Annotated in this window: 13 protein-coding genes and 2 riboswitches; of the genes, 4 read left to right on the forward strand and 9 right to left on the reverse strand. The window is 64.7% G+C overall.

All coding sequences use genetic code 11. The features are described 5' to 3' along the window. Window positions 1–31: 31 nt before the first annotated feature. From AC3WJM_RS00160 to AC3WJM_RS00175, 4 genes are all read right to left on the reverse strand, one after another. Window positions 32–532: an HNH endonuclease gene (locus AC3WJM_RS00160; protein ID WP_028266173.1), complete on the reverse strand. Its 501-nt coding sequence runs from the start codon at window positions 530–532 to the stop codon at window positions 32–34. 249 nt (window positions 533–781) lie between these two features. After that, complete coding sequence (locus AC3WJM_RS00165) at window positions 782–1546, reverse strand: NlpC/P60 family protein (protein WP_059388194.1); 765 nt, start codon at window positions 1544–1546, stop codon at window positions 782–784. Between the two features lie 5 nt (window positions 1547–1551). Further along, window positions 1552–1718: riboswitch (cyclic di-AMP (ydaO/yuaA leader) on the reverse strand. 145 nt (window positions 1719–1863) lie between these two features. Continuing rightward, window positions 1864–2682: a M23 family metallopeptidase gene (locus tag AC3WJM_RS00170; RefSeq protein ID WP_306962992.1), complete on the reverse strand. Its 819-nt coding sequence runs from the start codon at window positions 2680–2682 to the stop codon at window positions 1864–1866. A 2-nt stretch (window positions 2683–2684) separates the two neighbouring features. Continuing rightward, a riboswitch (cyclic di-AMP (ydaO/yuaA leader) is annotated at window positions 2685–2892 on the reverse strand. Window positions 2893–3017: 125 nt separating this feature from the next. Then, window positions 3018–3713: an iron-dependent transcriptional repressor DtxR gene (locus AC3WJM_RS00175; protein WP_059388195.1), complete on the reverse strand. Its 696-nt coding sequence runs from the start codon at window positions 3711–3713 to the stop codon at window positions 3018–3020. A gap of 271 nt (window positions 3714–3984) precedes the next feature. Here AC3WJM_RS00175 and serC point away from each other — a divergent pair, with 271 nt between their 5' ends. Then, entirely contained in the window at window positions 3985–5115 is a 1131-nt protein-coding gene (serC, locus tag AC3WJM_RS00180) for a phosphoserine transaminase (RefSeq protein ID WP_059388196.1), read from the forward strand. 21 nt (window positions 5116–5136) lie between these two features. On the opposite strand, the gene AC3WJM_RS00185 is transcribed toward serC, so the two are convergent. From AC3WJM_RS00185 to AC3WJM_RS00195, 3 genes are read right to left on the reverse strand one after another with little or no spacing between them, the layout of a single operon-like run. Next, window positions 5137–6477 (reverse strand): MFS transporter, encoded by a 1341-nt coding sequence (locus tag AC3WJM_RS00185; protein ID WP_441432760.1) that lies wholly within the window; start codon window positions 6475–6477, stop codon window positions 5137–5139. A gap of 44 nt (window positions 6478–6521) precedes the next feature. Continuing rightward, entirely contained in the window at window positions 6522–7010 is a 489-nt protein-coding gene (locus AC3WJM_RS00190) for a DUF3027 domain-containing protein (protein ID WP_084784410.1), read from the reverse strand. 7 nt (window positions 7011–7017) lie between these two features. Further along, window positions 7018–7401: a cold-shock protein gene (locus AC3WJM_RS00195; RefSeq protein ID WP_059388199.1), complete on the reverse strand. Its 384-nt coding sequence runs from the start codon at window positions 7399–7401 to the stop codon at window positions 7018–7020. Between the two features lie 244 nt (window positions 7402–7645). Between AC3WJM_RS00195 and AC3WJM_RS00200 the strand changes: the two genes are divergently transcribed. From AC3WJM_RS00200 to AC3WJM_RS00210, 3 genes are read left to right on the forward strand one after another with little or no spacing between them, the layout of a single operon-like run. Further along, window positions 7646–7861 (forward strand): hypothetical protein, encoded by a 216-nt coding sequence (locus AC3WJM_RS00200; RefSeq protein ID WP_059388200.1) that lies wholly within the window; start codon window positions 7646–7648, stop codon window positions 7859–7861. A gap of 49 nt (window positions 7862–7910) precedes the next feature. Further along, window positions 7911–10373, forward strand: a complete 2463-nt coding sequence (locus tag AC3WJM_RS00205) for a helicase-associated domain-containing protein (RefSeq protein WP_284989618.1) — start codon at window positions 7911–7913, stop codon at window positions 10371–10373. 10 nt (window positions 10374–10383) lie between these two features. Continuing rightward, a complete protein-coding gene (locus tag AC3WJM_RS00210; protein WP_059388201.1) occupies window positions 10384–12027 on the forward strand; it encodes a DNA repair helicase XPB in 1644 nt (547 codons plus the stop codon). Window positions 12028–12046: 19 nt separating this feature from the next. Here the strand turns inward: AC3WJM_RS00210 and AC3WJM_RS00215 are convergent, their stop codons facing one another. After that, a complete protein-coding gene (locus tag AC3WJM_RS00215) occupies window positions 12047–12274 on the reverse strand; it encodes a hypothetical protein (RefSeq protein ID WP_059388202.1) in 228 nt (75 codons plus the stop codon). A gap of 92 nt (window positions 12275–12366) precedes the next feature. After that, entirely contained in the window at window positions 12367–13275 is a 909-nt protein-coding gene (locus tag AC3WJM_RS00220; protein WP_059388203.1) for a LysR family transcriptional regulator ArgP, read from the reverse strand. Window positions 13276–13306: the final 31 nt, after the last annotated feature.

Raw genomic sequence — 13306 nt, forward strand, 5'->3', positions numbered from 1 at the left:
AGATTACCCGGGAAGCGGGCTCAATTCCGGTTCAGGCCGCCGACTCGGGCAGGAGGAAGGGATCCCATGCGGGCGCAGGTTTCTCAAGCTCCTTGATTTGCCAGATAGTCCCGGTGGGCGCCGCCGGAGTGAACCTCAGTTTCCAGCCCATCTCGGCTGGGGTGTGGTCACTCTTGGCGTTGTTGCAGCGCAAGCACGCTGCCACCAGGTTTTCCCAGGAATCCGCGCCGCCCCTGGATTTGGGGTGGACGTGGTCAATGGTGTGCGCTGCTTTCCCGCAGTAGGCGCAACGGTGACCGTCACGGCGCAAGACGCCGCGGCGTGTGACCGCCGTGATGGTGTTGTACCTTGGCCGGATGTAGCGATTGAGCAGAATCACGGAAGGACGTCCGAGAATCTCTTGTGGCCCGACGACAGGCTCGTCGCCTTCGGCCACTACGCTCGCTTTTCCGGTGAGCACAAGGACCAGCGCCCGGCGGAAGGTTACTACCGCCAGCGGTTCATATCCAGCATTCAGAACGAGTGTGCGCATGCACGTACCTCTTCACGGCCGCACCCGTCAGGGGCGCGAGGGCCGGCTGCCCTCTGCATGTACGGGCTGTGGATCGACAACCTAAGAGTAAACACCAGAAGGCCAGATCAACGAATCCATGCGGGGGTTCCAGCGCAGTGTCGGTCAAAGTTCATGTGCCGGACACGTAAGCGCACGCTCGTTAAAACAGGACATCCCCACCGGCGGACCAGCGGGGATGTTCCAGTGAAGCTATGTAACCGGGGCTATTTAGCCACCAACGCGGATGAAGACCGGGCCGGAGCCGACATTGACGCTGTAAAGGGCGGTGGTGCCACCGTTCCAGCCGCCGTGGACTGCCATGCCGTTGCCGACGTAAACAGCGATGTGGGCCATGCCCATGCCACCGTTCTGGTAGTAGACCAGGTCTCCCGGCTGCGCTTCAGCAGCGCTGACCGTACGGCCAAGGGAGAGGTAGTCTGCCGGCCAGCCGTGGAAGTTGATGCCAACAGCGGCCAGGGAGTTCGAGGCCAGGGCAGTGCAGTCCTGGGCAACGCCAAGCTGAGCGTAAGCTGCGGCAGCAATCGCTGCGCCCTTGCCGCTGGCAACCTTCGTGGCGGGCGAAACAGCAGCGGTCACAGAAAGCGTCGAGGAGCCGGTAGCGGCACCCGTGGCAGCCTGCGAAGCCGGAGCGGCTTCCTGGGTGGCAACCGGAGCTGCGACAACCGGAGCAGCTTCGGTGGAAACCACCGGGCGTTCGTACTTGATGGCGACGGAGGAGTCGGCCGAAATGCTGGCTTGGGCGATGGACTGGACTTCCAGGGCGGAGGTCGAAGTGGACTCGCGGGGAACGTTGGTTTCTGCAGCGTTGGCTGCGATACCGCTAGTGAGCACCAGACCGGAAGCAGCTGCGATAACGGCTGCCTGACGGCCTACGCCACCGGCGTTGCTGCCGACAGTCTTAGCGATAACGGCAAGCGAGTTGGTCTTGGTGACCGCGGCACGGTGGCGCGCAACAGTAGAGCGTGAAGACACGTTAAGAGGCCTCTCCCTATGCCCGCGAGGTAAGCTGTCGGATTCGGATGGGAGTCATCCGGCCACACTCCTCCCTCTCGGAAGTCGTGCGACTTAACCCCAAGGCCATCGGTGAAGATGACCAAAAGTGGGTCCCCCGCCTCTGCCAGACGATGTTTTGCGAACGGAACCTCGGGCAGTGGCAGAGCTAGGCAATCCACCCGAGTGCATCAACTCTCTAAAAGTTGATGCGAGTTAGACGGTACATGAGTTTTGGCTGAATGTCACATTCAGGTCACGGAGCGTGACAAGCATGCGAGAGACTTCCATCGGATTGGCTACAGCCAGCCCAGGGGGTCAACGACGTCGCCGTTGACCATGACTTCAAAGTGGAGGTGGCAGCCCGTGGAGGCGCCCGTAGTGCCGCTCAATGCGATGACATCGCCTCGGCCAACCGTTTGGCCCACCTGGACGTTGAACGACGACAAATGGTTGTACGTGGTTTCCAGGCCGTTGCCATGGTCCACCACAATGCGGTTTCCGCCGCCATACGGATGCCAGCCGGCGAAGGTGACCTTGCCGGCCGCGGCAGCATGGACCTGGGTGCCGCACTGGGCCACGAAGTCCTGGCCGCGGTGGAACTCCCCCAAACCGCCCGTGATGGGATTCACGCGGTAGCCGAAAGGCGAGGCCGTGGTCAGGGTGTCCAGGGGCGCCCCCAGGGTGCCCTTGGAGGACGAGGTCTTGATGGTGCCGACGGACTGTGCGCTCAAGAGCTGCTTGAGCTTGCTGTCCGGATCCGCCGTGGTTGACACTGCGGCACGGCTGAAGTCGATCGTGGCGCTTGCCGCGGCCGGAATCTCGGGCTGGGTGCCCACAGCCGAGGCGGCCTGGCTTGAATCCGCCGTGGCCGTCATGGCGCCGGTGCCCGGCATGGCGACTGTCAGGATGAGGCCCGTCGTGGCGAGGGCCACTCCGGCCTTCTGTCCCGCTCCGCTCGCGGCGGCGAATTCGGCCATCTGTCGCAAAGGACCCTTGCGGCGGCGAAGTTCGCGATGGGGATCGCGCGGCCGCTCGTGCTCGACGGCGCTTGTGCTCCGCAGCTCAGCAGTAGGACCGGACGCGCGCCTGCGGCCCCTGGTGTTCTGCGTGGTCAAGGTTTTCCTCTCTGGCAAGCCTGCGAAGTTAGCTGTCGGATTCGGGCCAGAGAGATCGTGGACCCGGTCCGCGCGAAGGGCACGAAACGCAAGGTACCCGGAGGGGCCTTGCGTTGTTTGCACTTCCGCTACGGACTTCACCCCAAGGCCGTCTTTCGACAGCCGATGGTGGTTCCTCCGTTTCTGCCAGTGAATGGACTAATCCACCTGATCCGCTGGCAGAACTCGGCTTCGGATCAGGTAACGCTTTGGTATCGGCGCCAGTATTTAACTATAGGGGATTAAGCCCCACGGTAATAATTTCGTTATCTTTGCGGGCGACCCCGCCGGGCCGGCTAGGCGACCGTGACAAACACGTGCGAGGCGACCTCAGGCGGCAGCTCCAGCGCGCCCTCGATATTGGGCACGCGAACGGAGATGTACTCCCCTACGCGCTCCAGGGACACCCTGGCGCCCGGGCGGATTCCGCCCTCGTCCAACTGGACCAGAAGTTCCGGTTCCACCTGGATCGGTTCAGCCAGCCGGCTGACGGTGACCCGGTTTTCAGGTGAATATTCGTTCATCGCGTCAAGAAGGTTGACCACGCCATCCGTAAAGGCGTGGGACGCGGCTCCACCCAGCGCTTCGAGTCCGGGAATGGGGTTGCCATAGGGCGATTCAGTGGGGTGGTCCAGCAACTCATAGAGCCGCCGTTCCACGCGCTCACTCATGACATGCTCCCAACGGCACGCTTCATCGTGCACGTAGGCCCAGTCCAGTCCAATGACATCTGCCAGGAGCCGTTCGGCGAGCCTGTGCTTGCGCATGACCTCGGTGGCGCGTTTCCGGCCCGTTTCAGTCAGCTCAAGGTGCCGGTCGTTGGACACAATCACCAGGCCGTCGCGCTCCATCCGCCCGATCGTCTGGGAAACGGTGGGGCCGGAGTGCCGCAAGCGCTCGGCGATGCGGGCGCGAAGAGCCACGATGTTCTCTTCTTCAAGCTCCAAAATGGTCCGAAGATACATCTCAGTGGTATCGATCAGATCCGTCATCCAGCTCAGCTCCTCGAGCGCAGTATCTTGCGTATTTTCGCCAGCTCCAAGCTTAGCTTATTTGGAATTACTCCGGATAATTCCGGCGCTTGTCCACCGTCCGGTCCGCCGTCCTCTCCTGAGCTGGCCGAACAATGGTTTCCACGTGGCGGACTATGACACCTTCGGTTCTGCCCCCGCCTGCGGTGTCAGGCAGAATTGGGGAGTCGAAGGGGCAGCTTGCCACCTGCCACGACCCATCTAGGCCGCTACTTCACCATTGGAGCATCCCGTGAGCGACAACAGCATCACCATCCCCGCCGATTTGCTGCCCAAGGACGGCCGCTTCGGCGCCGGGCCCTCCAAGGTCCGCCCGGAGCAGATCGAGGCCCTCTCCGCCGCCTCGACAACGATCCTCGGCACCTCCCACCGCCAAGCACCCGTCAAGAACCTGGTGGGCTCCGTCCGCGAGGGACTTAGCCAGTTCTTCCGTGCGCCCGAGGGCTACGAGGTGATTCTCGGCGTTGGAGGCTCCACCGCGTTCTGGGACGTCGCCAGCTTCGGCCTGGTCGAGAAGAAGGCCCAGCACCTCTCCTTCGGTGAGTTCGGTTCCAAGTTCGCTTCGGCGACCAACAAGGCACCGTTCCTTGAAGCTTCCTCCATCATCACGTCCGAGCCTGGTACCCGGCCGGTTTCCCAGGCCGAAGCAGGCGTGGACGTGTACGCGTGGCCACAGAACGAAACCTCGACGGGTGTCGCCGCTCCGGTCAAGCGCGTCCAAGACGCCGGCGAGGGTTCACTTGTCCTGGTGGATGCGACGTCCGCAGCCGGCGGCCTGGATGTTGATGTTGCCGAAGCCGACGTCTACTACTTCGCCCCGCAAAAGAACTTTGCGTCCGACGGAGGCCTGTGGCTGGGACTCTTCTCCCCCGCCGCCCTGGAGCGCGCGGCCCGTATCAAGGCAAGCGGCCGCTGGATCCCAGATTTCCTGGACCTGCAGACGGCTATCGACAACTCGAAGCTCAACCAGACCTACAACACGCCGTCCCTGTCCACCTTGGTGACATTGGATGCCCAGGTCCAGTGGCTCAACAAGAACGGTGGCCTGGATTTCGCTTCCGGACGCACCGCGGACTCCGCAAGCCGTATCTACAGCTGGGCAGAGGCTTCCGAGTACGCCACCCCGTTCGTGGCAAAGGCCGAGGACCGCTCCAACGTCATTGCCACGATCGATTTCGATGACTCGATCGACGCCGCGGCCATCGCCAAGGTGCTCCGCGCCAACGGGATCGTGGACACGGAGCCCTACCGCAAGCTGGGCCGCAACCAGCTGCGCATCGCTACCTTCGTTGCCATCGAGCCGGACGACGTCTCCGCATTGCTCGCCAGCATCGACTTCGTGGTGGGCGAACTGAAGAAGTAAGGGCCTGCCGCATTCCCGCGGTCAGGGCTGGTCAGCGTCGTCCGGGTGGGGATCCCGGGCGGCGCTGTCCCTTTTAACGGCGTCCCTATTAGCTGGACCCGCGCTTTGGGACTCAATCCGGAAGAACCGCATCCCGCCGGCGCTGCGGTCGAAGCGGAGCCGCAGCTGGCGCGCGCGGATGATCCACACGATGCCGACGACGGCGGTGCTGGCGCCCGCGGCAGCGGCCACTCCCACTGCCCACCGGGGTCCGGCGACGTTGGACACCCAGCCGACGAACGGTGCACCGATGGGCGTTCCACCCATGAAAATGGCCATGTAGAGTGCCATGACCCTGCCGCGCATGACGGGTTCCGTGGTGGACTGCACGTAGCCGTTGGCGCTCGTGATCATGGTCAGGGCAAACAGTCCGCAGGGAATCAATGCCAAGGCGAACATGGTGTAGTTCGGCGCCAGGGCGGCCAGTCCGCTCGCGAGGCCGAACCCGCCCGCCGCCGCGAAGATGAGCCGCATGCGTGGCCTCCCTCGCCGGGCGGAAAGCAATGCTCCTGCGACGGAGCCGATCGCCATGACCGAGTTGAGCAGCCCGAATGCCCCCGCGTCCATGCCGAACTCCGTGCCGACCATGGCCGCGATGAAGAGGACGAAGTTCAGTCCGAACGTGCCCATGATGAAGATCGCGACGAGGACAACCACAATGTCCGGGCGGTTGCGGACGTAGCGAAGCCCTTCACGGATGCGTCCCTTGCCTGCGGCGGCCCGGGGTTGGACGCGCAAGGAGGAAAGCGGAATGGCCCGGATCGCGCCAAGCATCGCGAGGAAGGTCAGGGTATTGATCATGAATACCCAGCCCGGCCCCACGGCCACCGTCAACACGCCGGCCACCGCGGGACCGATCATGCGGGCGACGTTGAAGGATGCGCTGTTCAACGCGACAGCGTTGGAAAGATAGTCGTCCTTGACCAGCTCGGACACGAACGTCTGGCGGACGGGGGCGTCAAGTGCCGAGACGACGCCAAGCAAGAGCGCGAACACGTAGACATGCCACAACTGGGCCGCACCGCTTAGGACCAGGAGTCCCAAGCCCGTGCTCAGGACCGCCATGGCCGATTGCGTCATGACGAGGAGCCTGCGCCGGCTGTAGCGGTCGGCAAGCAGTCCGGCCCACGGCGCCAGGAAAAGCTGCGGACCCAGTTGGAGGGCCAAGGTCACGCCCATCGCCCCGGCATCGTGGTTGCTCAGATGGGCGAAGACCAGCCAGTCCTGGGCAGTCCGTTGCATCCACGTGCCGATATTGGAAACGAGCGCACCGATGAACCAAATGCGGTAGTTAAGGACACCGAGCGATTTGAAGGTGGACATCAGTTGCCACCTTCACGAAATTCACTCGCCGGGTCCGCCAAGGGCTAGTCAGCCTCGATGTCGTCGGCGTCGTCGCTCTCTTGTTCGTCACCCGGGGCGGCGACGTCCTCACGGGAAGGGTCGCCGTCGTCGTCCGCGTCAACGGGGACGCCGGCTTCCTCCGCCTCCTCGGCCGCGGTAGCCTCGTCCTCCGGACGGACGCGCTTTGCCCAAGGCACCCATTCAGGAGCGAGGATGGAGTCCTCGGACGGCAGCAAGCCAAGCTCGCTGACGGTGACCACTTTGGAGCGCGAGTTGCGGGTCACGACGGCGTACCACTGCCATCCGCCGTACCCGGCCAGCCGCGATTCGAACAGGTGCGTGACGACGCGTTCGCCTTCCGAGCGCGCGGCAATATGCGGCCCGATTTCTGCCGGCTTGGCAATGGTCTCCACCGCATTGCGGGCGACGTCGACGGCGGCCGCAAGGAAAGCGTCCGGCTTGCCGACGCGCCACACAGGAATGCCGGTGCGGGGTTTCGCCGTTGATGTCATGGCAGGTTTAGGCTTCCAGCTCGTCGGCAACCTTGCGCAGGGCTGCTGCGATGGCTTTGCCCTTGGCGCCTTCAGGGTACTTGCCGGCGGACAACGTGCCGGAGAGGTTGTCCAGTACAGATACGAGATCCTGGACTACCGGAGCGAGCTCGCGGGCGTTCATGCGCTTGGCCTTGGCGATGGAAGGCAACTTGTCCAGGACCCGGAGGCCCAGCGCCTGGGCGCCCCGGCGACCGTCGGCGACGCCGAACTCAACCCGGGTTCCTGCCTTGAGATCCGCTACGCCTTCGGGCAGTGCGGATTTGGGCAGAAACACTTCCTGGCCGTCCTCTGCTGCGAGGAATCCGAAGCCTTTTTCCTTGTCATACCACTTGACCTTGCCGGTGGGCACGTAATCAACCTTCTTCGTTCTTACTTGCGAGACACAGCCGGCACGCCACCGCATCCGCAGGAGACTGCGGGAATAGGGGTGACTGCCTGGACCATGTTGGTCTATTGCTTCAAGGTTATCCTGCCCGGCCACCGATTCGCGCTTTGAGACCCCCGCAGGCAGGTCCCGCCGCCTTTTGCCCGCGGCCAGGCTGCACCCTTGCCTGGAACAGGGGATGCCGCCCGGGACTGTTAGCGTTGCTTCCATGATTCCCCACGACTTCCGCCGCCCGCTCACGATCGTTGCCGCCGTCGTCGCAGTCCTGTCCCTGGCTTCCGTAGCCGCCGTCATGGGGATCGCTTTCGCCAACGGAGTGGCACCGGTGTGGGTCACGTCCACCGCTCTCTACGGGCTGCCGCTCGCCTTTATTTTGATGGCCGCGCTGGTGGTGGACGCTGTGTGGGCGCGGCGTCGGCAATGAGCAGCCGGAAAGCCCGACGGCGGACCCGGCTGGCTGTAACGTTGAATTGATGTCCCTTATTCGCGCGCTCAGCAAGGAACTGGAAGCGCGCAGCGATGATTCGCTGCGGGCCCTGTTTGCCGCGCGGCCGGACCTCATCTCCCCGGTGGTCCCGGACTTCGCTGCGCTCGCGGCGCGGGCAAGCGCCCGCGTCAGCGTGCAGCGCGCCTTGGAACGGCTCAACAAACCGGAGATGCAGGTACTGGAGACACTCCACCTATGCACCAACACGGACACGGGCCACAGCGTCTCGGCGGCGGGACTCAAGAAGTGCATCAATGGCGCCACCCTTGCCGCGCTCGAGCCGATCCTGAACAAGCTCCAGGAACTCGCCCTCATCCACCGGGCCGATCCGCCGGCCACGGTCCACAATCCGGGGCGGCAGCGGTTCTACTTGCCGGTGGGCAGCCTCAAGGACGTCATCGGCATCTATCCAGCCGGTTTGGGCCGCAGCTACACCGAGTTGGTTCGGCTGCAACCGGCCTTCGCCCAGCGCGTGGTGCATCTCGTTGCCGAACTCCACCAGAGCGGCGCCGATATCCTGGCCGCCACGACGCCCATGGATGCTGCGTTGGCGCTGCAACGTTGGACCTCGACGCCGGAGAACCTTCAGCACATCCTGTCCGAGGCACCCGTACGGACGCGTCCCCTTTTGAACAAGTTCGGCAGTTGGGCCATGGGGGCCGTTCCCCAGGCCCAGCGCAAGGCTTCCGTGCTCCATGAAGGCCGCGACGTCGGTCCCGTGGACTGGCTCCTGGCCCGCGGTCTGCTTGTCCCCTTGGACGCCGGCCACGTTGAGCTCCCGCACAGCGTGGGCCTGTCCCTGCGCGGCGGCGCAATCGTGGACCACTTCACCTTGAAGCCTCCCGTTCCTGAACTGGGCCAGACGAGTGCCGCGTTGCGCCGGAACGCCGCCATGGGTGCCATCGCAGAAGCGCTCCGGTTGGTGGGTGAACTCCTCTACGCGGTCCGCGAGCAGCCCGTGGTCACCCTGCGCAGCGGAGGGGTGGGCGTGCGCGAGCTCAAACGCCTTGCCGACAGCCTCCGCCTGGGCTTGTCCGAGACCGCCCTGATCCTCGAGCTCAGCGCGTTGTCCGGATTGCTGCGGCTCGATGTGGACAGTTCCACCTGGGTGCAGCCGCCATCGCTGGAATGGCTCACGCTCCCCCGCCAGGAACAGTGGCTCTGGCTGGTCAACGCCTGGCTCGCGAGCGAGCGCGCACCCTCCCTTGTGGGCCAAACCCTTCCCGGGCCCGCCACCACGGCACCGCGATCCGGCTCTCCGGCAACCCCCATCAATGCCCTGTCCGCAGAGGCCCAACGCCCTGACGCTCCGCTGGTCCGCAAGCGGATCCTGGAGATCCTCGAAGAGCTCACCCTCGAGGTGGAAGCACCGGACGGCAAAGCTCCAGTGCTGAACGCCGAGGCCGTCATGGAACGCGCGGAATGGTCCCAGCCGCGGATGTCGCGGCGGTTCAGCTCCCTTGTCCGCGGGATCCTGCACGAAGCCGAACTCCTGGGGCTCATGGGCTCCGGCGCCCTGACCCAGCTTGGTTCGGCGATCGCCACCGAACAGCCCGAGTTGGCCCTCAGCATCCTCGGCGAACATCTGCCCGCCGCCGTCAACCACGTCCTGCTCCAAGCGGACCTGACCGCCGTCGCGCCGGGGTACCTGGCACCTGAACTGAGCGAAAAACTGCTCTTGATCGCCGACGCCGAAGGCCAGGGCCCGGCCACGATCTTCCGCTTCTCCGGAGATTCGATCCGGCGCGCGCTGGACGCCGGCCAGGACGCCGAAACCATCCTCGCGTTCCTGCGCACCCACTCTGCCACTGACGTTCCGCAGCCGCTCCGCTACTTGATCAAGGACATTGCCTCGAGGCACGGCCGGCTGCGGGTCGCGAGCAGCCCCAGTTTCATCCAAAGTGACGACGAGGCCGCCATCGCCGAGCTCGTCCGCGAGCCCGGGGCCGCAAGCCTGGGGCTTGTCCGGATCGCCCCCACGGTACTGACCTCCAGCGCGAGCCCCCGGGAGACCGTGAGGGTGCTGCGCGAGCTGGGACTCTCGCCTGCCGTGCAGGAGGCGGAGACCGCCGTCGTGCGCTATAAGAGGACGGCGTCGGTGGCCGCTGGCGCCCGTCCCGTGTATACGGCGCCCCGCACCGCACCACCGGACGACGACGTCGACGCCCAGCTCGCGGTGTTGAGGCACCATCGGGCGGTCCACGGCGAGGTGACCGGCGAGGCGGCGACGCAACTGGGCCTCGAAACCCTGCAGAGGGCCATCCGGCTGAAGCAAGCGGTCACCATGAACGTGGTTGACGGCTTGGGGAATTCCAACACCGAAACCGTTGTTCCGGTATCGGTGTCCGGAGGGCGCGTCCGGGTGTTCGACGCCGCCAGGGACACCGAAAGGGTCTTGTCCATCCATCGCATCATCGATGTGGAACCTGCGGGCGAGCCGCACAAGTGAGGAAGCAATAGTGAGCGACGGTCCGCTGATCGTACAGAGCGACAAAACCATCCTGCTGGAAGTCGACCACGAGCTCGCCACCGAGGCACGGCATGCGATCGCGGCGTTCGCCGAGCTTGAGCGCGCCCCCGAACACGTCCACAGCTACCGGCTCACCCCTTTGGGCCTGTGGAATGCGCGCGCGGCGGGACTGGACGCCGAAAAAGTCCTCGACACTCTCCTGCGCTATTCCCGTTTCCCGGTGCCGCACTCTTTGCTGATCGACATCGAAGAGACCATGTCCCGCTACGGCCGCTTGCGCCTGGAAAAGGACCCGCAACACGGATTGGTCATGCGGACCACCGACTACCCCGTACTCGAGGAAGTCAGCCGGGCCAAGAAAATCGCGCCGTTGCTGGGGCCCAGGATCGACGGCGAAACCGTCGTGGTGCATTCCTCCCAGCGGGGACAGCTCAAGCAATTGCTGCTCAAGCTCGGATGGCCGGCCGAGGACCTCGCAGGCTACGTGGACGGCACGCCGCACCTGATCGCCTTGAACGAGGACGGTTGGCACCTGCGGCCGTACCAGAAGCTTGCCACGGAGAACTTCTGGGCGGGCGGCAGCGGCGTCGTCGTGCTGCCCTGTGGCGCGGGCAAGACCTTGGTGGGGGCCGCAGCCATGGCTACGAGCTCCACCACCACGCTGATCCTGGTGACCAACACGGTCGCGGCCCGGCAATGGAAGGACGAACTCCTCAAGCGGACGTCGCTGACGGAGGAGGAGATCGGCGAGTATTCGGGCGCGGTCAAGGAAGTCCGGCCCGTCACGATCGCGACCTACCAGGTCCTGACCACCAAGCGCGGAGGCCTTTACCCGCACCTGGAACTCGTGGACGGGCACGATTGGGGACTCATCATCTACGACGAGGTCCATCTCCTCCCGGCTCCGATCTTCCGGATGACCGCGGACCTGCAGGCCCGGCGGCGCCTGGGACTCACGGCGACGCTTGTGCGTGAGGATGGCCGCGAGGGCGAGGTCTTCAGCTTGATCGGTCCCAAACGCTACGACGCACCGTGGAAGGACATCGAAGCCCAGGGCTACATCGCGCCGGCGGACTGCGTGGAGGTCCGGGTAGACCTGCCTAGGGACGAGCGCGTGGCCTACGCGATGGCTGAGGATGCGGACAAGTACCGGCTCTGCGCGACGTCCGAGACCAAGACCCACTTGGTGGAGCAGCTCGTTGCCCTGCACCAAGGCGAGCCGCTGCTGGTGATCGGCCAGTACATCGACCAGTTGGATGAGATCGGCGAGCGCCTGGACGCTCCCGTGATCAAGGGCGATACGACAGTCAAGGTGCGGCAGAAGCTCTTCGACGCCTTCCGGGCCGGTGACATCAAGACCCTCGTGGTATCCAAGGTGGCCAACTTCTCGATCGACCTACCCGAGGCATCCGTGGCGATCCAAGTGTCGGGGTCTTTCGGTTCCCGCCAGGAGGAAGCTCAACGCTTGGGGCGCCTGCTTCGGCCCAAGCAGGACGGCCGCGCGGCACGCTTCTACTCCTTGGTGGCCCGGGACACCCTCGACCAGGATTTTGCGGCCAAACGGCAGCGCTTCCTCGCCGAACAGGGCTACGCCTACCGGATCATGGACGCCAAGGACGTACCCGCCGGGTAAGGCGCGTCATTTTTTCTGGCTAGGCAACCAGCTGTTGTGCGTGTTCCTGGGGCTGCGCTCCTTGCCGCACGACGACGTCGACCACAGCCCAGGACTCCTCGTCCTTGAGCTGCGCATCCGCGAAGCGTTCGGCGGCGCGGCGGTCGCTGAAGTCCTCGTGCTCGATGCGTCCGGAGAGCGTGTCCAGGTAGCTGACATGGAATTCGACGTCTTGAATTTCAACGCGTGATTCTTGTTTGTTTTCCATGGCTCAAGTGTGAATCCGGGGTCCGACAATTTAGGACTGTGCCCGCGGCGTGTTGGCTTTTGGCCGGATTGCCGAGGCCTGCGCAGCACCATTCAGGCCCTGCGCAGCACTTCCGCGGCGGTGCTCCGGACCGCCTCGGTCACAGCGTCCAATATGCGCGACGGTGTCCGCCACCTTTGCCAGTACAGAGGCACGTCCAATGGCCGCTCAGGCGCGAGTTCCACCAGGGATCCATCGGCTATGTCCCGGCCGCATTGCGGTTCAGGCAGCAATCCCCACCCGAGCCCCAAACGAATGGCCTCGGCAAACTCCTGGCTGGACGGAACAAAGTGGCGCGGGCCTGCAGGCTCCATCCCACGAGCCGCACCGCCCAGGAGTTCCAGGAAGCGGTGCTGGTACTCGTCCTTGCGGTCGAAGTCGACGGCGGGAGCAGCGCAGAGCGAGGCGACATCGACGCCGTCGGGAAGCCACCGTGCCCTGAAGCCCGGAGTGGTGACGGCACGGTATCGCATGCTCCCGAGCGGCTCCACCCGGCATCCCTGCACCGGCTCAGGAGTCGCGGTCACTGCGGCCATGACAGTTCCGGCGCGCAGCATGGACGTGGAATACTGCTCGTCGTCGCGGTGAAGATCGAAGACAGCGTTCAGCTCCGCGGGAACCCTTGTCAGGGCCTTGAGGAACCAGACGGACAAGGAATCCGCGTTGACCACGATCGGAACCGAGACCATCGGGGATTCGCCGGGCAGGCCCAGTTCAAGTTCGGCGTCGGCCTCCAACTGGGCGAGCTGCCGCGCCAATCTGAGCACCACATGTCCCGACTCCGTGGCCTGGACGGGATTGCTGCGCTGCAGCAATACCCTTCCGGACGCTTGTTCAAGCGCCTTGAGACGCTGGGAGACCGCCGACGGCGTGATGTTCAGTGACCGGGCGGCGGCGTCGAGCGTGCCTTCCGTGAGCACGGCGGCGAAGGTGTGCAACTGTTCGGAGGAGAATCTGGCCATAAGATGATCTTACGATGCCTAAGAATAATTA

The sequence above is a fragment of the Arthrobacter sp. FW306-1B-G06A genome (assembly GCF_058781765.1).